22 protein-coding genes and 1 tRNA gene are annotated in these 22,361 nt (G+C 62.4%); 15 read left to right on the top strand and 8 right to left on the bottom strand.

Going from position 1 to position 22,361, the window contains the following annotated elements; all coding sequences use genetic code 11:
- Window positions 1-180 precede the first annotated feature (180 nt).
- The 3 genes from NKJ26_RS03910 to NKJ26_RS03900 all read right to left on the bottom strand — a co-directional run bounded on the left by NKJ26_RS03910 (window position 181) and on the right by NKJ26_RS03900 (window position 1,917).
- The gene (locus NKJ26_RS03910) at window positions 181-1,281 is read right to left on the bottom strand and encodes a porin (protein WP_352599662.1); all 1,101 of its coding nucleotides are present in this window, start codon (window positions 1,279-1,281) and stop codon (window positions 181-183) included.
- A 125-nt stretch (window positions 1,282-1,406) separates the two neighbouring features.
- On the bottom strand, window positions 1,407-1,640 hold the full coding sequence (locus NKJ26_RS03905; RefSeq protein ID WP_352693857.1) for a GIY-YIG nuclease family protein: 234 nt from the start codon (window positions 1,638-1,640) through the stop codon (window positions 1,407-1,409).
- Between the two features lie 186 nt (window positions 1,641-1,826).
- A tRNA-Ser gene (locus NKJ26_RS03900) sits at window positions 1,827-1,917 on the bottom strand.
- Window positions 1,918-2,370: 453 nt separating this feature from the next.
- Between NKJ26_RS03900 and NKJ26_RS03895 the strand changes: the two genes are divergently transcribed.
- Entirely contained in the window at window positions 2,371-3,567 is a 1,197-nt protein-coding gene (locus NKJ26_RS03895) for a porin (protein ID WP_352599658.1), read from the top strand.
- A gap of 138 nt (window positions 3,568-3,705) precedes the next feature.
- Window positions 3,706-4,818, top strand: coding sequence for a pyridoxal phosphate-dependent aminotransferase (locus tag NKJ26_RS03890; protein ID WP_352599656.1), 1,113 nt, complete (start codon window positions 3,706-3,708; stop codon window positions 4,816-4,818).
- Here NKJ26_RS03890 and NKJ26_RS03885 read toward each other — a convergent pair.
- Entirely contained in the window at window positions 4,815-5,345 is a 531-nt protein-coding gene (locus NKJ26_RS03885; RefSeq protein WP_352693815.1) for a MarR family transcriptional regulator, read from the bottom strand. The two genes, NKJ26_RS03890 and NKJ26_RS03885, sit on opposite strands and share 4 nt — an antisense overlap.
- A 184-nt stretch (window positions 5,346-5,529) precedes the next feature.
- On the opposite strand from NKJ26_RS03885, the gene NKJ26_RS03880 reads away from it, so the two are divergent.
- The 6 genes from NKJ26_RS03880 to NKJ26_RS03855 all read left to right on the top strand — a co-directional run bounded on the left by NKJ26_RS03880 (window position 5,530) and on the right by NKJ26_RS03855 (window position 11,898).
- Window positions 5,530-5,814, top strand: coding sequence for an acylphosphatase (locus NKJ26_RS03880; protein ID WP_352693813.1), 285 nt, complete (start codon window positions 5,530-5,532; stop codon window positions 5,812-5,814).
- 63 nt (window positions 5,815-5,877) lie between these two features.
- Window positions 5,878-6,519, top strand: a complete 642-nt coding sequence (locus tag NKJ26_RS03875) for a TetR/AcrR family transcriptional regulator (protein WP_352599650.1) — start codon at window positions 5,878-5,880, stop codon at window positions 6,517-6,519.
- Window positions 6,488-7,651 (top strand): isovaleryl-CoA dehydrogenase, encoded by a 1,164-nt coding sequence (locus NKJ26_RS03870; protein ID WP_352599648.1) that lies wholly within the window; start codon window positions 6,488-6,490, stop codon window positions 7,649-7,651. Before NKJ26_RS03875 ends, NKJ26_RS03870 begins: the two co-directional genes overlap by 32 nt.
- A gap of 1 nt (window position 7,652) precedes the next feature.
- Window positions 7,653-9,260, top strand: coding sequence for a carboxyl transferase domain-containing protein (locus NKJ26_RS03865; RefSeq protein WP_352693811.1), 1,608 nt, complete (start codon window positions 7,653-7,655; stop codon window positions 9,258-9,260).
- A 1-nt stretch (window position 9,261) separates the two neighbouring features.
- Window positions 9,262-9,789 (top strand): O-acetyl-ADP-ribose deacetylase, encoded by a 528-nt coding sequence (locus NKJ26_RS03860; RefSeq protein ID WP_352693809.1) that lies wholly within the window; start codon window positions 9,262-9,264, stop codon window positions 9,787-9,789.
- A 126-nt stretch (window positions 9,790-9,915) separates the two neighbouring features.
- Window positions 9,916-11,898, top strand: coding sequence for an acetyl/propionyl/methylcrotonyl-CoA carboxylase subunit alpha (locus NKJ26_RS03855; protein ID WP_352693807.1), 1,983 nt, complete (start codon window positions 9,916-9,918; stop codon window positions 11,896-11,898).
- 82 nt (window positions 11,899-11,980) lie between these two features.
- Here NKJ26_RS03855 and NKJ26_RS03850 read toward each other — a convergent pair whose 3' ends face one another.
- Window positions 11,981-13,102, bottom strand: coding sequence for a branched-chain amino acid ABC transporter substrate-binding protein (locus NKJ26_RS03850; RefSeq protein WP_352599640.1), 1,122 nt, complete (start codon window positions 13,100-13,102; stop codon window positions 11,981-11,983).
- Window positions 13,103-13,493: 391 nt separating this feature from the next.
- Window positions 13,494-13,760 carry an SEL1-like repeat protein gene (locus NKJ26_RS03845; RefSeq protein ID WP_027026420.1) on the bottom strand — a complete coding sequence of 89 codons (267 nt, stop codon included), beginning with the start codon at window positions 13,758-13,760 and terminating at the stop codon, window positions 13,494-13,496.
- Window positions 13,761-14,213: 453 nt separating this feature from the next.
- Between NKJ26_RS03845 and NKJ26_RS03840 the strand changes: the two genes are divergently transcribed.
- The 5 genes from NKJ26_RS03840 to NKJ26_RS03820 all read left to right on the top strand — a co-directional run bounded on the left by NKJ26_RS03840 (window position 14,214) and on the right by NKJ26_RS03820 (window position 17,913).
- Window positions 14,214-14,555 (top strand): DUF2147 domain-containing protein, encoded by a 342-nt coding sequence (locus tag NKJ26_RS03840; RefSeq protein WP_027026421.1) that lies wholly within the window; start codon window positions 14,214-14,216, stop codon window positions 14,553-14,555.
- A gap of 226 nt (window positions 14,556-14,781) precedes the next feature.
- Window positions 14,782-14,937, top strand: coding sequence for a hypothetical protein (locus NKJ26_RS03835; RefSeq protein WP_352693804.1), 156 nt, complete (start codon window positions 14,782-14,784; stop codon window positions 14,935-14,937).
- Between the two features lie 40 nt (window positions 14,938-14,977).
- Window positions 14,978-15,172, top strand: coding sequence for a hypothetical protein (locus NKJ26_RS03830; protein WP_352693802.1), 195 nt, complete (start codon window positions 14,978-14,980; stop codon window positions 15,170-15,172).
- Between the two features lie 116 nt (window positions 15,173-15,288).
- The gene (locus NKJ26_RS03825; RefSeq protein ID WP_352693800.1) at window positions 15,289-16,749 is read left to right on the top strand and encodes an AMP nucleosidase; all 1,461 of its coding nucleotides are present in this window, start codon (window positions 15,289-15,291) and stop codon (window positions 16,747-16,749) included.
- 153 nt (window positions 16,750-16,902) lie between these two features.
- A complete protein-coding gene (locus NKJ26_RS03820; RefSeq protein WP_352693798.1) occupies window positions 16,903-17,913 on the top strand; it encodes an endonuclease/exonuclease/phosphatase family protein in 1,011 nt (336 codons plus the stop codon).
- Between the two features lie 20 nt (window positions 17,914-17,933).
- Here the strand turns inward: NKJ26_RS03820 and NKJ26_RS03815 are convergent, their stop codons facing one another.
- Window positions 17,934-18,530 (bottom strand): DUF922 domain-containing Zn-dependent protease, encoded by a 597-nt coding sequence (locus NKJ26_RS03815; protein WP_352599630.1) that lies wholly within the window; start codon window positions 18,528-18,530, stop codon window positions 17,934-17,936.
- Window positions 18,531-18,744: 214 nt separating this feature from the next.
- Window positions 18,745-20,424 carry an electron transfer flavoprotein-ubiquinone oxidoreductase gene (locus NKJ26_RS03810; RefSeq protein ID WP_352693796.1) on the bottom strand — a complete coding sequence of 560 codons (1,680 nt, stop codon included), beginning with the start codon at window positions 20,422-20,424 and terminating at the stop codon, window positions 18,745-18,747.
- Window positions 20,425-20,643: 219 nt separating this feature from the next.
- On the opposite strand from NKJ26_RS03810, the gene NKJ26_RS03805 reads away from it, so the two are divergent.
- Both NKJ26_RS03805 and NKJ26_RS03800 read left to right on the top strand, forming a co-directional pair.
- Entirely contained in the window at window positions 20,644-21,288 is a 645-nt protein-coding gene (locus NKJ26_RS03805; protein WP_352693794.1) for a hypothetical protein, read from the top strand.
- Between the two features lie 173 nt (window positions 21,289-21,461).
- Window positions 21,462-22,343 (top strand): uracil-DNA glycosylase, encoded by an 882-nt coding sequence (locus tag NKJ26_RS03800; protein ID WP_352693792.1) that lies wholly within the window; start codon window positions 21,462-21,464, stop codon window positions 22,341-22,343.
- Window positions 22,344-22,361 lie beyond the last annotated feature (18 nt).

Raw genomic sequence — 22,361 nt, 5'->3', positions numbered from 1 at the left:
AGAGTTTTTGTCCGACAAATCGATTTCATCCGCGAACCGCGGTTCCCACGAAATCGTTCCACAGACTTTATTCAGCTACCGTTACCCCCTGTTCCTTCTGTTTCCCAAGCCAATCACGAAACAAAAACAGCCCGGGCGGTGAAACGCCCGGGCTGGATTTTACCTGTAAGGAACCAGCCCTTAGAACGAGCGCTGGAAGCGGAGGATACCGCCGAAGCCGTCGTCGCTGACGTGGTATTTGCTGTCGCCAAGGTTGACGTAATCAACTTCGGCCGTGATCGTGAGGCCTGGGACGATGTCGTAGGCAACGTTTGCCGCCAGGGCGAATTTCTTGCCCTCATCATACGCAAGCTGAGCATTGAACGAGGTCTTCTCGTTGATCTTGTAGGAGCCGCCGCCCCAGACCGCCCAGCTGCCGTCCCACTTCTTGTAGAAGTCATGACCGCCGCTGAAGACATTGTCGTCGCCAGTGCCGTAGCCGGCCATGACGAACAGCGACAGAGCGTCAGACGCGGTCACGTCCAAGCGGACCTTGCCGGTAACTTCTTCGTAGTTGCTGTCATAAGCAACGACGCCGGAGATCGCGCCCCAGCCCTGCGTGTACTTCACGCCGCCGACGACGTGCGGAACGTAGCTGTCGATCGTGTCGACATCCGAGCCTTCTTCAAGCGAGACCACGGCCGAGAAGCCGTTGCCAGCGTCGAAGTAGTACTGGATGACGTTGGTGTCGTACGGACCGTCAACAACGAGATCGTCGTCGATGACGTTACCGGCGTAACCGATGAAGGTCTGGAATGCCGTTTCATCCTTACCGACGCGGAGACCACCGAGCTGGATCCAGGCGAAGTTCAGCGAGACGTCGCTGTTGCCAGCCTGCCAGCCGTTACCGCGGATTGCATAATCGCCCGCGCTGTTGCCGAAGTTGAAGCGGGTTTCGGTGTAGGTCTTCAAGGTGCCGAGTTCGGTTTCCTGGCCGGTCCAGGTCTTCAGCGTGAAGCGAGCGCGCTTGAAGTAGGTGTCGTGCTCGCCGTCACCCATGTGATCCGGAACGTTCTGGACGCCGTTGATGTCACCCACGCCGATGTCGTAGCGGACATAGCCGCCGATGCGCAGGCAGGTCTCGGTGCCGGGGATGTAGAAGTAGCCAGCGCCGTAGACGTCGCAGATCTTGACGTATTCAGCGGGTTCCGGCTCGGCGACGACGACGGCGTCGGCGGCGCGCGCACCGGAAACTGCGATCAGGGCCGCAGCGGAGCCGAGAAGAAGGCTCTTGATGTTCATTTTCTGACCTCCAGTCAGAATCGAACGAACGTGCGGCTTTGGTGATGCCTGTTTTCGCGGCAAGTAATTCTGATTGCAGGGTTTTTTCCGATAAATCTCTAGATTCTCACACAGACTGCGGACGTTCACCACAAGCGTTTGTTGGCGAAAGCGTGCCCGGAACCGGATTTGAGATAACGCTCGAATGAAGCCGCCTTGGCTTGATTCGAGAAAGCCGTATAGGTCACGATCCGCCATGGCGGGAACTTGGATGTATGGCTCGATTTCCCCGCGTTGTGCTCGGCAAGCCGCCGCTTGAGGTCCGACGTTATGCCGACGTACCGCTCGCCTTCAGCGGTCTCGCTCTCCAGGAGATACACATACCACACGAACCGGCCCTCACTCGCCAAACGAAGGGCATCGTGCCTCTCGGCAAGAGGACTGCCAACCCTGTTTTCCAGGCATTATGAGGGGCTTGCGGCCCTCCTACGCCGAGGCTTCGGAGGGCATCCTGCTTCGCGCAGTGGGCATTGCCAATCCTGCGAAGCTCGAAGAGCGAAGCAGGATGGCGGAGAGGATGGGATTCGAACCCACGAGAAGCTTTTGACCTCTACTCCCTTAGCAGGGGAGCGCCTTCGACCACTCGGCCACCTCTCCGTTGCGCCGCTGGATAAAGAAAAGTGCGGGCACAATCAACAAGCCCCAGCCATTAATATGGAAAAATAAGGACGCACCGAGCTGCCGGCCTTCCACGGGTGCGGCGGTTCCGCGGCAAATCCCTGGCTCGCGACTCGCGGCGTTGCCATGATTCCGTCGGCCGACCGCCGGATTCGGCCGGAAACAGGCGGTTGCGGCGGGCCGGATGGTTAACGAGAGCTTTCTGAGTGAGGCCAAATCGTGTCATTTGTGCAACAACGCCAGGGGATAGCAGCCGAACAGTCCTTTCGCCGGTACGATCGTGGTTGAACCCCGCCGCCTCATGGGTAATGTCGATTTCGAAGGAGCGGCGCGGTGCGCATCTTTTTCGGTAGTGGGGATGGGGCAGGGAACGCTGTCCTTCAGCAAAGAATACCCAGACCCGTTTTTTAACTTTTGACTGGAGGTCAGAAAATGAACATCAAGAGCCTTCTTCTCGGCTCCGCTGCGGCCCTGATCGCAGTTTCCGGTGCGCGCGCCGCCGACGCCGTCGTCGTCGCCGAGCCGGAACCCGCTGAATACGTCAAGATCTGCGACGTCTATGGCGCCGGCTACTTCTACATCCCGGGCACCGAGACCTGCCTGCGCATCGGCGGCTACATCCGTTACGACATCGGCGTGGGTGACGTCGGCTCGTTCGATGGCGCCCGGACCGGTGACACCGAGGACGCCAGCGAGAACGACACCTACTGGAAGCGTGCTCGCTTCACGCTGAAGACCTGGACCGGCCAGGAAACCGAACTCGGCACCTTGAAGACCTACACCGAGACCCGCTTCAACTTCGGCAACAGCCAGGCTTCTGCCGATTCCGTCACCAATCCTGACGGTAGCGTCACCTTCTTCCCGAATGCCGCCGGCAACAGCGGCGTCTCGCTGAACTTCGCCTGGATTCAGCTCGGTGGCCTGCGCGTCGGTAAGGACGAATCGGCTTTCGACACGTTCATCGGCTACGCCGGCAACGTCATTCAGGATACGCTGGTTCCCTACGGCGATTTCGACACCAACGTCATCCAGTACTACTTCGACGCTGGCAACGGCTTCTCGGCCGTGCTTTCGCTCGAAGAAGGTGCGGGGGGCGGCGTTGATGGCTCATACGGCGTGGGCACGATCGACAGCTACGTTCCGCATGTCGTCGGCGGCGTGAAGTGGACGCAGGGCTGGGGCGCCATCACCGGTGTCGTCGCTTATGACAGCAACTACGAAGAAGTCGCTGGCAAGGTGCGCTTGGATGTGAACGCCACCAACGAACTGTCGCTGTTCTTGATGGCCGGTTACGGCACTGACGACAACCTCAGCGATCCGACCTATGCATTCGCGGCCGGCGGCCGTGGCTTCTACAAGCAGTGGGGCGGCAACTGGGCAGTTTGGGGTGGCGGCACCTACAAGTTCAACGAGAAGACCTCGTTCAACCTTCAGGCGTCGTATGACGAGTGGAAGAATCTCGGCATTGCCGCGAATGTCGCCTACGACATCGTCCCCGGGTTCACGGTCACGGCCGAAGTCGACTACCTCAATGCAGGCAAGTTTGACGACGCCGATTTCTCGAACTGGACCCATGCCACCAAGAAGAGCAATATTGGCGGCCTTCTCCGCTTCCAGCGCTCGTTCTAATAGATTTCGCTTCGTCGAAATCGAAAACCCGGCGGGCAACCGCCGGGTTTTTTCGTGTTGAAAACGGACCTCACCGCAACTTGCGCCCACCCACCCGGCGCGCTAGCAAGAAAGCCCGTTTTCAAGCGAGCTTCCGTCATGCGCCAACGCCCTCCCCTCACGCCGCTTGTCGGCGCGCTTCCGTCGACCGTGCCGTTTGTCGGCCCCGAAGCGCAGGAGCGGGAGCGCGGCCACGCTTTCCGTGCCCGCATCGGCGCCAATGAGAGCAGTTTTGGGCCGTCGCCGCGCGTCATCGCGCGCATGGCCGAGATCGCCCCAGAGATGTGGATGTATTGCGATCCCGACAATTACGATCTGAAGGTTGCGGCTGCCGCGCATCACGATGTTAAAGTCGACAACGTCGTCGTCGGCGAAGGCATAGACGGCCTGCTCGGCCTCGTGGCGCGCATGTATGTGGCATCAGGCGATGCGGTGGTCACGTCGCTCGGCGCCTATCCGACCTTCAATTTCCACGTTGCCGGCGTCGGTGGGCGGCTGTTCACGGTTCCCTATGAGAACGACCGCGAGAGCCTGGACGGCCTGCTCGCGGCGGTTCGTCGGGAAAAGGCGCCGCTGGTCTATCTGTCCAACCCGGACAATCCGATGGGGAGCTGGTGGGAAGCGGGCGAGGTCATCCGCTTCATCGAAGCGCTGCCGGAAACCACCATGCTGGTGCTCGACGAGGCCTATGGCGAATTGGGGCCGGCCTCGGCGCTGCCGCCGATCGATATTTCCAGGCCGAACGTCATCCGCATGCGCACCTTCTCGAAGGCTTACGGACTTGCCGGAATTCGCTGCGGCTATGCGGTGGCGGAAGCCCAGACGATCCGCGATTTCGAGAAGATCCGCAACCATTATGGCGTCAGCCGCATGGCGCAGATCGCGGGTGTCGAGGCGCTTGCCGACCAGGCCTATCTCGAAACCGTGGTGGCGAAGGTGGCTGCCGGGCGCCGGCGCATCGCGGCAATCGCCGAGCAAAACGGGCTGAAGCCGCTGGCATCGGCGACCAACTTCGTCACAATCGACTGTGGCCACGATGGCGCTTTCGCGCTGAAAGTGCTGCAGGGCCTGCTTGCGCGCGACGTCTTCATCCGCAAGCCGATGGCGCCCAGGCTCGACCGCTGCATCCGAGTCAGTGTCGGCCTCGACCACGAACTGGACATTTTCGCCGAGGAACTGCCCGGCGCCTTGGCGGCCGCGCGAGGAAACTAGAGCGCTTCGCCGGGTCCGGAAGCCCTCGCCCCGCCGAGCAGGCGCGCAGCCTTCTCCAGCGCCGCCGAAAGCGCGGCGGCTTCGTCGTCGGCCAGGCCAACCGTCAGACGGGCGAGATCGCGATCCGCCGCCGCTTGCAGTCCGGCCAGCACGGTATCGCCCCGGGCGGTCAAGGACAGGATGCGTCGACGACGGTCGTCCGGATCGGCGCGCAGCTGGATCAGGCCGGCAGCGGCGAATTTTCTCAGGATTTTCGTCACGTAGGCTGGATCGAGCCGAAGTTCGCGGGCGATCTCCGACACAGCGGGCCCGAGATCGAGGCCGAACGCACGCGCCAGGAAACCGGCCTTGCCGCTACGGTGGGCAGCAGCAGAGGTCGGCCGATGACTCAACTCGAACAGCACACGCGCTTCGGTCAGCGTGTAGGGACTGTGCATGAGCGTCTCGTCGAGCAGACCGACCAGGCCGGTGTAGAACCGGCTGAAGCGGCGGATATCGGCGACCAAGGCATTCCGATCGACTGGCATGTCGGGCGCTTTCCCAAGAGATGCCACACCGCCAGATCATTGCCCCAAAAGTTGACTAAGTCAATTATCTATTCGCTCGGAGCCATCTCCGAACGAGCCCGGCGTCAATTCGACAGTACCAATCCCTCCAAGCCAGTTGCTTTCGCTCGATCCTGAGCCAGATTCTGAGCCAAGGGAGCGAGCGATGAACGATCGGAAAAGAGCGGTGCAGGCCCGCGTGCACGGCAAGGTGCAAGGTGTCGGCTATCGGATGTGGGCCCGAGGCGAAGCGATAGAGCTTCGGCTGTCGGGCTGGGTGCGCAATGAAAGGGACGGCTCGGTGACGGCGTGGTTGGCCGGTGCCGATGCGGCGGTTTCGGCCATGATCGAACGGCTTTGGCAGGGCCCGGCGGGCGCGTCCGTCTCGCGGATCGATGTGGAGGAACTCGAGACCTGGACGGCACCCGAAGACTTCAAGATCGTCGCGTAGGACAAACCGCCCCTTGAATTAATTGAACGTTCGTTTTATTATCACTGTCTTAACGAGGCAGTCATGGCACGCACAGCCGGATCCGATGGTGAAAAGACCGAGGCAGCCATCCGCGAGGCGGCCGTCAACCTGATCGCGCGGTTTGGCTACGAGGCGATGTCGATGCGCCGGCTGGCCGGCGAAGTCGGCGTTCAGGCGGCCGCGCTCTATCGCTACTTTCCGACCAAGGAGGACCTGCTGTTCACGCTGATGCGCGAGCATATGGAAGGTTTGGCGGATGCTTGGGAAGCAGCCAGGCCGGCAAGTGGCGATCCGGCGCAGCGGCTTTCTGCCTATGTCGAAAACCACATCGCTTTCCATATCGAGCGCCGGCACGCCACGCATGTGTCGAACATGGAATTGCGCAGCCTTTCGCCCGGCAGGCTGACGCAGATCCTGCGCATGCGCACGGCCTATGAAAAGGAACTGCGAGGCATCCTGCGCGACGGCGCCGAGATGGGTGTCTTCAGCATCGACGACACCGGCCTGACCGCCATGGCGCTGATCCAGATGATGACCGGCGTCATCGTCTGGTTCCGGCCGGGCGAGCGGCTGTCGGTCGATGAAGTGACGGCGACATATCTTTCGATGACAATGCGCCTGGTCGGCGCGACATCTGCCGTGGAGGAACGAGATGTACACGAACACGCTCAGCTTCGGGCATGACGAGGACATCGAGGCGCTACGCGACATGGTGCGCCGCTTTGCCCAGGACAGGATCGCGCCAATCGCCGCCGACGTCGACCGCGCGAACGAATTTCCGGCGCATCTCTGGGGCGAACTCGGAGCGTTGGGGTTGCTCGGCATCACGGCAGATCCCGATTTCGGCGGCAGCGGCATGGGCTATCTCGCCCACGTCATCGCGGTGGAGGAGATTTCCCGCGCTTCGGCATCGGTCGGCCTCTCCTACGGCGCCCACTCCAACCTCTGCGTCAACCAGATCAACCGCTGGGCGACGCCGGAGCAGAAGGAAAAATTCCTGCCGCCGCTTTGCTCGGGCGAGCGTGTCGGCGCGCTTGCCATGTCGGAATCCGGCGCCGGCTCGGATGTGGTGTCGCTCAAGCTGCGCGCCGAAAAGCGCAACGACCGATATGTGCTCAACGGCACCAAGATGTGGATCACCAACGGGCCGGATGCCGAAACACTGGTCGTCTACGCCAAGACCGATCCGGAGCGGGAATCGCGTGGCATAACCGCCTTCATCGTCGAGAAAACAATGGCCGGGTTTTCCGTGGCGCAGAAACTCGACAAGCTCGGCATGCGCGGTTCCAACACCGGCGAACTGGTATTCGAAGATGTCGAGGTGCCTTTCGACAATGTGCTGCACGAGGAAGGATGCGGCGTCGAAGTGTTGATGTCCGGGCTCGACTATGAGCGCACTGTGCTCGCCGGCGGCCCGATCGGCCTGATGGCGGCTTGCCTCGACGTGGTGATCCCTTACGTGCACGAGCGCAAGCAGTTCGGCCAGCCGATCGGCGAATTCCAGCTCGTGCAAGGCAAGCTGGCCGACATGTACACGACGATGAACGCCGCACGCGCCTACGTCTATGCCGTCGCCTCCGCTTGCGACCGCGGCCAGACGACGCGCAAGGATGCCGCCGGCTGCGTGCTGTTTGCCGCCGAGAAGGCGACACTGATGGCACTCGACGCCATCCAGCTGCTTGGCGGCAACGGCTATATCAACGACTATCCGACAGGCCGCCTGCTGCGCGACGCCAAGCTCTACGAGATCGGCGCCGGCACCAGCGAAATCCGCCGCTGGCTGATCGGGCGCGAAATCATGGCGGAGGGGGTGTAGCGTGGCCGTCCTCCAAACCCAGATATCCCTCGCCTCCGACACCTTTCGCGCCAATGCCGAGCGCATGAGGGCTTTGGTCGCCGACATCGCCGAGAAAGCTGTGACCGTCGAGCTCGGCGGTTCGGAGGAAGCGCGCGAGCGCCATGTTTCGCGTGGCAAGCTCTTGCCGCGCGAGCGTCTCGCGCAATTGCTCGACACCGGCTCGCCCTTCCTCGAGATCGGCCAGTTCGCCGCGTGGTCGATGTATGGCGAGGAGATTTCGTCGGCCGGCATGATTGCCGGCGTCGGTCGCGTCGAAGGCACCGAGGTAATGGTCGTCGTCAACGACGCCACGGTGAAGGGCGGCACCTATTATCCGCTGACGGTGAAGAAGCATCTGCGGGCGCAGGAGATCGCGCTGCAAAACAATCTGCCCTGCATCTACCTCGTCGACAGCGGCGGCGCCAACCTGCCCAACCAAGACGAGGTGTTTCCCGACCGCGAGCATTTCGGCCGCATTTTTTACAACCAGGCCAATATGTCGGCGGCCGGCATTCCGCAGATCGCCTGCGTCATGGGCTCCTGCACGGCGGGCGGCGCCTATGTGCCGGCGATGTCGGACGAGACGATCATGGTGCGCAACCAGGCGACCATCTTTCTCGGCGGGCCGCCGCTGGTGAAGGCAGCCACCGGCGAGGACGTCAGCGCCGAAGACCTTGGCGGCGCGGATGTGCATACCAGGCTGTCCGGCGTCGCCGACTACTATGCGCTGGACGACGAGCATGCCCTGGCCATTTGCCGACGCATCGTCAAAAATCTGAATCGGAACAAGACTGTGAACCTGGCCTTGCAGAAATCGATTCCGCCGCTTCATCAAGCGGACGAGCTCTACGGCATCGTGCCGACTGATCTGCGCCAGCCCTACGACGTGCGCGAAGTGATCGCGCGTATTGTCGACGGCTCCGAATTCGACGAGTTCAAGCAGAACTACGGCACGACGCTGGTCACCGGCTTTGCCCACCTCCACGGCATGCCGGTCGGCATCATCGCCAATAGCGGCGTGCTGTTTTCCGAAAGCGCGTTGAAGGGCGCGCACTTCATCGAGTTGTGCTGCCAGCGCAGGATTCCGCTGGTCTTCCTGCAGAACATCACCGGCTTCATGGTCGGCCGAAAATACGAGGCCGGCGGCATCGCCAAGGACGGCGCCAAGCTGGTGATGGCCGTTGCCACCGCCAAGGTGCCGAAGGTGACCGTCATCATCGGCGGTTCGTTCGGCGCCGGCAATTACGGCATGTGCGGCCGCGCCTACTCGCCGCGCTTCCTGTGGATGTGGCCAAATGCGCGCATCTCGGTGATGGGCGGTGAGCAGGCGGCGACGGTGCTTGCCATGGTCAAGCGCGAAGGCATCGAACGCAAGGGCGGAGAATGGAGCGCCGAGGAGGAAGCCAAGTTCAAGAAGCCGATCCTGATGAAATACGAGCATGAAGGCCATCCGCTCTACTCGTCCGCCCGTCTTTGGGACGACGGCATCATCGATCCGGCGAAGACGCGCGAGGTGCTGGCACTCAGCCTGTCCGCCGCGCTCAACACCGAGATCGAGGAGACACGCTTCGGCGTGTTCCGGATGTGAGATGAGCGCGGCGCAGGACAGGATTCGCATCCACACCGGCGACATCACGAAGCTGGATGTCGACGCCATCGTCAACGCCGCCAACACCTCGCTGCTCGGTGGCGGCGGGGTCGATGGCGCCATTCACAGGGCAGCAGGACCGGAGCTCCTGGACGAATGCCGGATGCTGAATGGGTGCAAGGTCGGCGAAGCCAAGATCACCGACGGGTACAGGCTGCCCGCACGCCACGTCATCCACACGGTCGGACCGGTCTGGCAAGGTGGCAACGAGGGCGAAGCCGAACTACTGGCCTCCTGCTATGTCAAGTCGCTTGAACTCGCCGCTGCCAATGACTGCCGCACGGTGGCGTTTCCGGCAATTTCGACCGGTGTTTACCGCTACCCGAAAGATGAGGCGACGAAGATCGCCGTCCGTACGGTCAGCACGTTCATCGAAGAGCAAAACATGCCGGAAACTGTCATTTTCTGCTGCTTCGACGAGCCAATGGCGCAACTATATCGTGCCGTTGCTTCCGGTGGTGGAGGCTAGACTTATGGACAGGAGCGCTATTTCAGTCATCGCAGGTAAGGTTCGTGACATCGGACAGCTAGGCTGGCGGGACAGCGCGAAGGAACGTCTCCCTAACCTGAAGCACTCTCTGGCTGCGGAGGCACCATGTTCGCCAAGATCCTGATCGCCAATCGGGGCGAGATCGCTTGCCGTGTCATCCGCACGGCCCGCAAGCTCGGCGTGCGCACCGTGGCCGTCTATTCGGATGCCGACACGAAATCCCTGCATGTCGAGATGGCTGACGAGGCGGTGCATATCGGCCCCTCGCCCGTCGGCGAAAGCTATTTGCGCGGCGACAGGATTGTCGCTGCTGCCCTGGCGACGGGCGCCGAAGCGATCCATCCGGGTTATGGCTTCCTGTCGGAAAACCCCGATTTCGTCGGCCAGGTGGTGGCGGCGGGGCTGATTTTCATTGGTCCGTCAGCGGCCTCGATCCGTGCCATGGGGCTCAAGGATGCCGCCAAGCGGCTGATGGAGAAGGCCGGGGTACCAGTTGTACCGGGCTATCACGGCGAGGCGCAGGAGATCGTGTTGCTTGCCTCCAAGGCGCGCGAGATCGGCTATCCCGTACTGATCAAGGCACGCGCTGGCGGCGGCGGCAAGGGCATGCGGCGCGTCGAGCATCCAGATAATTTTTCCGAAGCATTGTCCAGCGCGCGGCGCGAGGCGAAGGCCGCCTTTGGCGACGACCATGTGCTGGTCGAGAAATATGTCGACAAGCCACGACATATCGAAGTGCAGGTCTTCGGCGACAGCTTCGGCAATGTGGTGCATCTCTTTGAGCGCGACTGCTCGGCGCAGCGCCGCCATCAGAAGGTGATCGAGGAGGCGCCTGCCCCCGGCATGACACCGGCACTGCGCAAGGCGATGACCGACGCGGCAGTGAAGGCCGCCAAGGCCATAAACTATTCCGGCGCCGGCACGATCGAGTTCATCGTCGATGCCTCGCAGGGCCTGCAGGCCGACCGCTTCTGGTTCATGGAAATGAACACCCGTCTGCAGGTCGAGCACCCAGTCACCGAGATGGTCACCGGCACCGATCTTGTCGAGTGGCAGTTACGGGTCGCCAGCGGCGAAAAGCTGCCGAAGACGCAGAGCGAGATCGCGCTTGGCGGTCATGCCTTCGAGGCGCGCATCTATGCCGAGGATGCGGCAAGGGGCTTCCTGCCGGCGACCGGCACGCTGCACCATCTCAAATTTCCCGAAACGGCCCCCGAAGGTGCGTCTATTCGCATCGAGACTGGCGTGCGGGCCGGCGATGCCATTTCGCCCTACTACGATCCGATGATCGCAAAACTGGTCGTGCACGCAAAGGACAGGAAGGCGGCACTGGAAGCGCTCGGCGAAGCGTTGTCACGAACCGAGATCGCCGGCTCCACCGTCAACACCGCTTTTCTCGCAGCTCTTGCCGCCGATCCGGATTTTTGCGCGGGCAATGTCGATACCGGCCTGATCGGCAGGCACCAGCCAGCGCTGACCGAGGTCGCGCCACCGAATGGAGAAACCGTTGCTGCAGCCGCCGTTGCAGCGTCGAGTGCCGGAGTATCGCCGCCAACCGACGATCCCTGGTCATCCCTTGCCGGCTATGCGCATTTCCACAGCGTGGCGCGGCGTACGCGGCTGAAGTTCGGCGAAGACGACATTTTGGCAAAGGTGTCGGTGCGGCCGGACGGACATTTCCAAGTGGCGCTGGACACACCATATGACAGCGCCAATTCGCATGATTTGCGCGCAGCGCCACGCCTCGCCCACTGGCCAGGCCACATCACCGTATTCGAAGGCGCCGTTGGCTATACTTTCGCCGTACCGGACCCGCTGGCCAGAACCGACGAGGCCGCGGCAGCCTCCGGCAGCCTGCGCGCGCCGATGCCAGGGCTGGTCAAACTAGTCCGCGCGGCAAAGGGCGACGCCGTGATCAGGGGGCAGCCGCTGCTGATCCTCGAGGCGATGAAGATGGAGCATACCATCGCCGCTCCGCATGACGGGGTGATCGCCGAAATCGCCACGGAAGGAGCGCAGGTCACTGACGGAACGGTGCTGGTGCGGTTCGTCGAGGAACAGGGTGCCTCGACCGCGGTTGCGGGCTGACAGCCGGAACGGACGGTCGGCCGCAAAGAAAATGGCCGGGACGAACCCGGCCATTTCTCAAGCTGTTTGGTCGCCGGAGCGACTACTGCGCGATCGGCGCGTACTTGCCGTCATGCCACTGGTTGATGTCGTAGCTGGCATTCTTGAGGTCACCCTTCTCGTCGAAGGTGACATCGCCAACAACGGTGCTGATCGGCGTGCCGTTCTTCAACGCTTCGGCAACCTTGGCCGGATCGTCACTGCCCGCGCGCTTGATGCCCTCGGCGAAAGCCTGGATGGTGGCGTAGGAGAACAGCGTGAAGCCTTCCGGCACGAAGCCGCCCGCCTTGATCTTCTCGACAGCCGCCTTGGCTTCGGGCTTTGCCTGCGGATCCGACGGGAACACGAACATCGTGCCCTCACCGGCCGGGCCGGCAACCTGCCAGAATTCCGGCGAAGCGATGGAGTCCGGCATGATCAGCTGGAACTTGAGGTTCTGTTCCGCCGACTGACGCAGGATCAGGCCAGCTTCAGGGTGGTAGCCGCCGAAATAGACGACGTCGGCCTTGAGATCCTTGAGCTTTGTGACGAGCGCCGAATAGTCCTTCTCGCCAGGATTGATGGCGTCATAATACACTTCCTTGAGGCCGCCGGCGTTCATGGTTGCCCTTACGGCATCCGCCACGCCCTGACCGTAAGCGCTCTTGTCGTGCAGGACGACGACGTTCTTGCCGGCATATTTCTTGGCGATCCACGGGCCGATGAATGCGCCTTGTGCATCGTCACGCGTGTAGAGACGCATGATTGTCGCCCAGCCGGCCTTGGCCGCGGCATCGGTCAGCACCGGGTTCGAGGAAGCGGGGCTCATCATCAGGGCACCGGCTTCGGCATAGACAGCCGAGGCTGGGATGCTCGAGCCCGAGCAGGCATGTCCGTCGATGAACTTGACGCCGTTGGCGACGATGCGGTTGGCGACCGATACGGCCTGCTTGGGATCACACTGATCATCCTCGATATCGAGCTTGACCTGGCGCCCTTCGATGCCGCCCGCCGCGTTGATGGCGTCCGCAGCAGCCTGTGCGCCCTGCTTGAACTGATCGCCGATTGTGGCGAGCTGTCCGGTCATCGGGCCGACCACCGAGAAAGTAATGTCCTCGGCGAATGCGGCCGGCGCACTCATCATCAGGCCGAAAACGGCCGCGCTCAAAATACTCAATTTTTTCATTGTGGTGTAACTCCTCCACTCACGCGCGGCCGCCCCGGCCACGCTTCTTCCAGAGAGGCGGGACAATTTCATCGTTCATTGGGCCTGTCTAGGCGCATTGGCGCCGCTCGATTGGGCCTGCAAAAGACGTTTCAGCAAAGCAAAAGCCGCGCCAGTCTTGTTTCGGCTGGTCGCGGCCTTGCCTGTCGAGCCGTTTCCCAAGTGCCCCCGCACCCAGACCCCAACTCGCCTTCCCTGTCTTCCCGGCCGGCTGGAAGCCGGATTGTTGCACGGCTTGGATTCTACCTGCCGCGTTCTCGTTTTTGTAGTCGACTGTCTTACGCAGCCTATCCCTGTTCTGGCCCGACCGTCTGGTGCGGCCTTGGCCAAGCCTTCCCTATCCTGGCGGAACTCAGTGCATGGTCATCCATTCGCGGGCTTCGCGCAGCGCCTTGGCGATCTCGATCTTCGACATGGCCGCCGACAGTTCCGAGCGCAGTTCCGCGGCGCGCGCCGAGCCCTTGATGGCGGCGATGTTGAACCATTTGTGGGCCGCGACGACGTCGGTCTCGCAATCGCGGCCGGTCGCATACATCATGCCCAATTCGAAAAGAATGTCGGCCTGGGCAGTTGCCCCCATGGCGCCGAAGCCTGCTTCAAGCATTTCAAAACGTGCCATTTTTCAATCCCCTTGTTCTGGCCCTGTCCGGCTCCCGAGAGCTGCCTCCGTTTGTCTGTCCGGGCCGCTCCTTCGATGCTTTCGAGAATGCCGGCTAGGCTTGAATCCGTCGTTAAATGGCGTGCTTAATTTGGAGAAAACAAAGCTAAAACAATAGGTAAACGTCGAAATTCGTTAAGGATACGAAGCCAGCAATTCAGCTGGTTTTCGCCAAATTTGACGAAAATTTTCGCGCCCGGAAGCAACACTCTGCTAACCACGGGAAACAAACGGCATGCAGGGATCGTTTCATATCCGCGCTGGCGTGGCGCATTCAGGCCGCTTCAGAAATCCCCAACTCTTCCCCTGCGGCACCCGCTTTTGTTTTGCCGGGAGCTGGATTAGCTTACGTTTGCGTAAGCGGCAGACCGGCGAGGCGGAGCATCCTGCCGGATATCCAAAGGGAGGAAGATCATGTTGCGAAAAGTGAGGCTGGCCCTTGCGGCCACCTTCATCATGACCGGTGCGGCGTGGGCCGATCCGATCGAAGGCAATTGGAAGACGCAAGCGGGCGATACCGCGGCCATTGCTGGCGGCGGCGCGTTTTCCATCACCCTCAAATCCGGCAAATATGCCGGCAAGACCATCGGCTCGCTCAAGGCGGCCGGCGACAACAAATATGCCGGCAGCATCACCGACCCGGCAAACGACAAGACCTATTCGGGCAAGGCAACCCTGTCGGGCACCTCGCTCAAGATGAGCGGCTGCGTGCTCGGCGGACTGATCTGCAAGAGCCAGACTTGGCACAAGCTCTGATCGACCCTATCTCTGCGACCTGACGACGGGGCTCCTTGCGGGGCCCCGTTTTCGTTTCATCGACATGTGATGCACTGGTGTTCGATGTTCCGGCCGGAGGATGTCCAGACCGACCCCGGCCATTCGGATCCCGTCAATCAATTTGAACCGCAGATGAACGCCGGCATCAGAGCCGGTTCAGAGGCGTTAGGGCATTCTCCGGCGTGTTGAAGGAGACACGAACCCAATGCTCGCCCGCCGCTTCACCATCGTCTGCCTGTTGATGAGCCTGTTTGGAATATTCTTCGCCATCCTCGTCGCCGAAGCGGGCCGTCCGGCCCGCTCCTGGGACGGGGCCACAGGGATCTGCCGCTTCGCCTGCCCTGCCAGCCTTCGCCACTGAAACAGAGAACTGAGACCTCGAAAAGAAAAGCTAAGACATCATGGACCGCATCGCCGCCAACGCCCTCAAGACCCTCCGGCTCCTGCCGCGGGCGGCGCTTATCCTGATGCTCTTGGCAGCTCCGGTCCTGGCCGTGCCGATGATGCGCGCCGATGCCGGCTCGACGATCGAGGCGCCGGCCCTTAGGAAGTCCGGCGTCGGCTTCGTGCTGCTGGTCAGCCTGCGGCGGGGATAAAGAAAAATGGCACTTTGGGCGCCTTCGGCCGCCGGCCCCCTCCCAACGGCCCGTCCAAGTCTCTATATTGGGCCATGGAAAAGCGAATCTACCCACAAGCCATCGAATCCGTCGTCATGCCGGAGCCATTTGGCCGGCAGAGCTACAACAGCGCCGAAAAGGCCGTCGCCGCGCTGCAGGCGCTCTACGATCGCAACACCAAGTTCCTGCGCGACTCCTTCGCAGCACTTGCCGCTGGCGGCGACAGCAGCAAGCGCTACCGGGCGTTCTATCCCGAGATCGGCGTCACCACGAGTTCGTTCACCCAGGTCGACTCGCGCCAGGCTTATGGCCATATGCCGACGCCCGGTCATTTCGCCACCACGATCACCCAGCCCCAACTGTTCTCGACCTATCTCGTGGAGCAGCTTCGCCTGATCATGCGCAATCACGGCGTGCCGGTGACGGTCTCGGAATCGACCACGCCGATCCCGCTGCATTTCGCCTTCCTGGAGGGCACCTACGTCGACGGCGCCGCGGCCGAACGCATAAAGCGGCCGATCCGCGATTTGTTCGACGTGCCGGATCTCGACGGCACCGACGATCAGATCGCCAACGGCACGTTCGAAGTCGCGTTCGGCGAACCCCGGCCGCTGGCGCCGTTCACGGCGCAGCGCATCGACTACTCGCTGCACCGCATGACACATTATACGGCCACCAGCCCGCAGCATTTCCAGAACTTCGTGCTGTTCACCAACTACCAGTTCTACATCGACGAGTTCGTCGCCCGTGCGCGCGCACTGATGGAGAATGGCGGCGACGGCTATGTGGAATTCGTCGAACCGGGCAATGTCGTGACCTGCGCCGGCGGCGGCATGGCAAGCGAGGGCACCCCGCCCGCCCGACTGCCGCAAATGCCGGCCTACCACCTGAAGAAGCCGAACCATGGCGGTATCACCATGGTCAACATCGGCGTCGGCCCCTCCAACGCCAAGACGATCACCGATCATATCGCGGTGCTGAGGCCGCATGCCTGGGTGATGCTCGGCCATTGCGCGGGGCTGCGCAACACACAGGCGCTGGGCGACTATGTGCTGGCGCATGCCTATGTACGCGAGGACCACGTGCTTGACGACGATCTCCCGGTCTGGGTGCCGATCCCGCCGCTGGCCGAGATCCAGGTGGCGCTGCAGGAAGCGGTCGCCGAGGTCACCGGCCTGTCCGGCTATGATCTGAAGCGCATCATGCGTACCGGCACGGTCGCCACCATCGACAACCGCAACTGGGAACTGCGCGACCAGCGTGGACCGGTGCAGCGCCTGTCGCAGTCGCGCGCCATCGCGCTCGACATGGAATCGGCGACCATCGCCGCCAATGGCTTCCGCTTCCGTGTCCCCTACGGCACGCTGCTGTGCGTTTCCGACAAGCCGCTGCATGGCGAGTTGAAGCTGCCAGGCATGGCGACCGAGTTCTACAAACGGCAGGTGGCGCAGCACCTGACGATCGGCATCAAGGCGATGGAGAAACTTGCCGAGATGCCGATGGAGCGGCTGCATTCGCGCAAGCTCAGAAGCTTTTCGGAGACGGCGTTCCAGTAAGAGGTGGCGTTCCAGTAAGAGGTGCTGTGCACTTTGGCCGAGATCGCATTGGGCTTTTGGCCATCTTGATTGAGCCGCATTTTTGCCGATAACCGAGCCAGGACCATCTCCAGCACCGCGTGCAGACCTGACCCGATGAGACGCAGTCGATACATGGCGGCTTCACTGGCATTCATCGCGATGATGATGTTCTCGGTTGCGCTGGTGGCCGGGTTCTTCGGCACGCTGCATCACGCACTCGATTCCTTCGCCCATTTCCGCATCCATCTCGCCGTGCTGATGGCGCTTTGCGCGCTGCCGCTGCTGGCGACGTCGTTTCGCCTTCAGGCGGCCGCGGCTCTGGTCTTTGCCGTGGCAGCTCTTGCCACGACCTCGAACGCGCTGCCTCGTCTATGGCCGGTTCAAGCGGTCGCCAAACCCGCAGACCAGATCGTCTACAGCCTGCTCCAGATGAATCTGCGCTACGACAATCCGACGCCAAAGAAGGTGCTGTCGCTGATCGGCCGGACCAATCCCGACGTGATCACCCTCGACGAGGTCTCGGCGATGTGGACGACCGAGCTTGGTTATATCAGCAGCGCCTATCCATACCGAATCCTCTGTCCCTATCCGAACGGCATATTCGGCGTCGCACTGCTCTCGCGACGGCCGTTTGCCGCCGGAACAGAACCGCGATGCGAGTGGCGCGGCGCGATGGCGATCGCGACCGTCGATTTCGGCGGCACGGGTGTCGACGTTGCCGCCATCCATCTCAGCTGGCCGTGGCCTCGCGAGCAATATTGGCAGATCGGCGAGTTGGCGGGAACACTCTCTTCCCTCGGCGAAACGGCGATCATGGCCGGCGACTGCAACGCCGTGCCGTGGAGCGCGGCGGTGCGCCGTGTCGCTTCGCTCGGCGGGCTGACAATCATGCCGTCAGCGGGACCGACCTGGACCTACATCAAGTTTCCGGATTTCCTGCGGCGTTTCGCCGGCCTGCCTATCGACCAGGTGTTCAGCAAGGGAGCGGTGCTGATCCACGGCGCATCCAGGCTCGAGGAGACCGGCTCCGACCATCTGCCGGTCCTGGTAGAATTCTCACTGCGGCCCGCTGACAAGCAGCCCGAGGATGAAGGCGCGACAGCACTCGCGGCGCGCGACCTGCCCGGCGCGCCGCGCGGCTGACGCACGAACGGATCGCTCCTTCAGCGCTTGCCCACCAGGGCCGCGATCAGATGCTCGACATGCCCGTCGTCCCGATGCTCGCGCGCGTCGAAAGCGTTCTGCCTGGCCTCGTATTTGGCATAGACCGCCCGAATGCGTCGCTGTGCCTCGCGACGTACCTTGTAGCAGGACGGATCCTCGGTGATCTTGAGGCTGGCGAGCGACCTTTCCGTGGCGCGCATCATCTCTCCGGCGATGCGGCCATGCGTTTCCTCATGAGCGCGTACACCGGCGAAAAACCGGTTCCAGCGTCTCTTCAGCACCGGCGTCGTCGACGAAGCAATACGAGGGAAGGTGTAGAGGAGATTGAGCGTGCCGTTGGCCCGCCGAACCCGGCAGAGGCCATTGTCTTGGCCGGTGTCGAGAGTCCAGTCGACGGTATAGGCGGTCTGAGCGATGGCATGCGTCATGAAGCCGTGCTTGGGGCCCTTGCTGTCCATGGCCTCGACGAGGGCAGCGCCCGAGTTTCCCATGATGTCGTAGGTCCGCGTCTGGACCACAGCCTTGGTGCCGGCCAGCGCCTCCGGTGCGCCCAGCGCACCGATGGCGGCAAGACATGTTAGAATTGTCCGGCGCATGGGCCTTCTCCCTATCTGGAGAGGGAACCATAGACCGGCGACCGTTTCAACGGTGCTGCTGTCCTACATGGCGAGATGGACAGGTGCCTTCGCTCGCATTTTTGCTGCCAGCAGTGGAGACAGCCCGGTCGGTGCGGGCTTACATGTTCTGGTAGACCGGGCCTTCGCCGGCTTTTTTGTTGCCGGCGGTCGAGACGGCCCGGTCGGTGGAGGCCTACATGTTCTGGTAGACCGGGCCTTCGCCGCCTTGTGGCGGCACCCAGTTGATGTTCTGGTTCGGGTCCTTGATGTCGCAGGTCTTGCAGTGGACGCAGTTCTGCGCGTTGATGACGAAGCGCACGTCCTTCGCCGCCGGATCCGCGGCGGCATTGCCGTCCTTGTCGACCCACTCGTAGACGCCGGCCGGACAATAACGCGTCGACGGCCCGGCGAAGACATCGTGTTCCGACCGTTTCTGTAGGTCCATGTCGCCAACCAGCAGGTGGACCGGCTCGTTTTCCTCGTGATTGGTGTTGGACAGGAACACCGAGGACAGGCGATCGAAGGTTAGCACGCCGTCTGCTTTCGGATAGGTGATCTTCTTGTGCCGGGCGGCAGGTTCGAGCGTGGCAAAATCGGCCTTGCCGTGTTTCAGCGTGCCGAAGGGCGAGACGCCGAACAGCGTGTTCAGCCACATGTCGAGCCCGCCGAGGCCGACGCCGACAATGGTGCCGAAGCGCGACCATAGCGGCTTGACGTTGCGCACCTTCTTCAAATCCTTGCCGATGTCGGTCGCACGCCACGCCGCTTCGTAGGAGGAAAGCTCGTCATTGGCGCGGCCGGCACCGATCGCCTCGGCGACATGTTCGGCCGCCAGCATTCCGGAAAGCACCGCATTATGCGAACCCTTGATACGCGGCACGTTGACGAAGCCCGCCGCGCAGCCCATCAGCGCACCGCCGGGGAACGACAGTTTCGGCACCGATTGCCAGCCGCCCTCGGTGATGGCGCGAGCGCCATAGCCCAGCCGCTTGGCACCTTCGAACGTGCCTGCGATCGCCGGATGCGTCTTGAAGCGCTGGAATTCCTCGAACGGCGACAGATACGGGTTCTTGTAATTGAGGTGGAGGACGAAGCCGACCGCCACCTGATTGTCCTCCAGATGATAGAGGAACGAGCCGCCGCCGGTCTTCATGTCGAGCGGCCAGCCGAAGGAATGCTGGACAAGGCCCGGCCGGTGGTTCTCCGGCTTGACCTGCCAGAGCTCCTTGAGGCCGAGACCGTACTTGCCGGGCTCGCGGCCATCCGAAAGCTTGTATTTCGCGATCAGTTGCTTGGCGAGCGAGCCGCGGGCGCCCTCGCCGATCAGGACATATTTGCCCATCAGTGCCATGCCCGGCGCGAAGCCGGGGCCATGCGTGCCATCCTTCTCGACGCCCATGTCGCCGGTGATGACACCGGTGACGGCGCCCTCTTCGTTGTACAGCAGGCCGGCGGCGGCAAAGCCCGGATAGATCTCGACGCCAAGCGCCTCCGCCTTGGTCGCCAGCCAGCGGCAGACATTGCCGAGCGAGACGATGTAATTGCCGTGATTGTTCATCAATGGCGGCATCAGGAAGTTGGGCAGCCGGAACGATCCGGCAGGGCCAAGAACGAGGAAGTGATCCTCGGTGACCGGCGTCTTGAATGGATGGCCCTCCTCCTCGCGCCAGCCGGGCAAGAGGCGATCGATGCCGATCGGATCGACGACAGCGCCCGAAAGGATGTGGGCGCCGACTTCGCCCCCCTTTTCCAGCACCACGACGGAAAGCTCGGGATTGACCTGTTTGAGGCGAATGGCGGCGGCGAGGCCGGCCGGGCCGGCGCCGACGACGACCACGTCGAATTCCATGCTTTCGCGTTCGATGTCGCTCATCAACCCCTCCGCACTGGCTTATCCCATTCGGGCATCTTGCTGGCTCCTGCGCTGCATAGCGCATCAATTGGCGACAGGAAACCGGCGCATACGTGACAATGCGGATTTGGCCAAAAAGTCGCGCACCCGAGCGGCACCACGGCTGTTTTGCCCAGCGGGCCCGGTTTCGCTCACGTTTTTAAGTGTTCGGCGGCTTGCTTATCGGCCATACTTCGCGCCATGCGCATTCCTGGGCCAGCCGGCTTCACATCGACGCGCTTTCCATCGACGCCCGGCCGGGCCTGCCGGGCGCTTCTTTTGGCTCTTCTGATGGCGGCACCGACCAGCGTTGCGGCGGACGAGGTGAAGGTCTGGGCGACCGGCGCTTATTCGTTTTCCGACGAGCTCGGCGGCTTCCGCATCACCAGTGTGTCCGGTATCGGGACCAAGGATGATCCGCTGGTCGTCACCGAAGAGCTGAATTCGGCGACGCCGGTCACTTTGACCATCCGCACGGCAAAGCCGATACAGGCCTTTGGCAAGGCCAGCGAGTTCGCCAATGGCATCATGTATATGCGCATCGACGTGCTCAACAACAGCGGCCAGGCCTGGATCGAATTCCAGTTCGAGCTGCAAGAGATACTCGATCGGCCGAGCGTGTTCGGCGACGGGCTGTCATTCGACCAGCGCAACAAGACGCCCGACAACATCCAGTCCAGCAACTTCGCCGATTTCGGCCGCGATTTCGAGCCGTATGATCGTCTGCTGTTCAGGAACGGCAAGGTCGATCCGCTGAAAACCGTCAGTTTCGAATTTCTGATCACCGACTACACGCCGCGTTGGACCTTCTATCTCGTGCAGGATCCGCGCATACCGACGGGGTAAAGCCCGCTCTGAGTGGAAAGCGAATTGGCGAAAGTCGCCGAGGAGAGGCTGGACGCGCAAAGCCCCGCTCCGACCCGCTGGCCATTTCCTCTTCAAGGAGAAGATTGGCTGTCACCACCGCTTTCGCCAATCACAAACTTGCAAATGAGGCTCGCCCGGACGAATGTGCGGACATGACTGCCGCCTCCCCAAACAACAGACCGGACCTTGCCGACCTTTTGGCTTTCTACGCCAGCGCGGGTGTCGATGAGGCGCTTGAAGACCAGCCTGTCAACAGGTTCGCCGAGGCAGCGCCAAGGCCAGCGGAGCGCGCGCCGAGGACGGCGCCCTCGACTGACACCACCGAACCGCCGCCTCGCTCGACGAGCTTGTCCCGCGCCGAGGCCAGCGACAGAGCAAATGCGCCGCCGGCAGCGCGCGTGCTCTCTGCCACAACGGTTCCCGACGAAGCGCAGGCAGCGCTGGCGCGCCAGCTGGCGGCAACGGCTGTGACCCTGGACCAGCTTCGCCAGCACATGGCGGCATTCGACGGCTGCAATCTCAAAGCCACCGCCAAGAACCTCGTATTCGCCGACGGCAATCCGGAGGCCGCCGTGATGCTGGTCGGCGAGGCGCCCGGCCGCGACGAGGACATCGAGGGCCTGCCCTTCGTCGGACGCTCGGGCCGGCTGCTCGACCGCATGCTGGCGGCGATCGGGCTAGATCGGACATCCGTCTACATTGCCAATGTCATTCCCTGGCGACCACCTGGCAATCGCACGCCGACGCCGCACGAAACCGAAATCTGCCGGCCGTTCATCGAGCGGCAAATCGAACTGGTCAATCCCAAGGTGCTGATCAATCTCGGCGGCCCGTCGGCCAAGACCTTGCTCAACACCTCGGAAGGCATCTTGCGGCTACGTGGCAATTGGCGCGTCCATACGACAATGTCCGGCATCGCCATCCCCGCCATGCCGACGCTGCATCCTGCCTATCTGCTCAGGACGCCTGCGCACAAGAAGCTGGCGTGGCGGGACTTTCTTGAGGTGAAGGCGAAGTTGCGAACGCTGGGTTGAAGGCGCGCGAGTAGCCGA

Origin of the sequence: Mesorhizobium sp. M0152 (assembly GCF_040322415.1) — a bacterium.
Classification (GTDB): Bacteria; Pseudomonadota; Alphaproteobacteria; order Rhizobiales; family Rhizobiaceae; genus Mesorhizobium.
The sequence above is the reverse complement of the archived record's forward strand: the minus strand, read 5'-3'. Positions and strand labels throughout refer to the sequence as shown.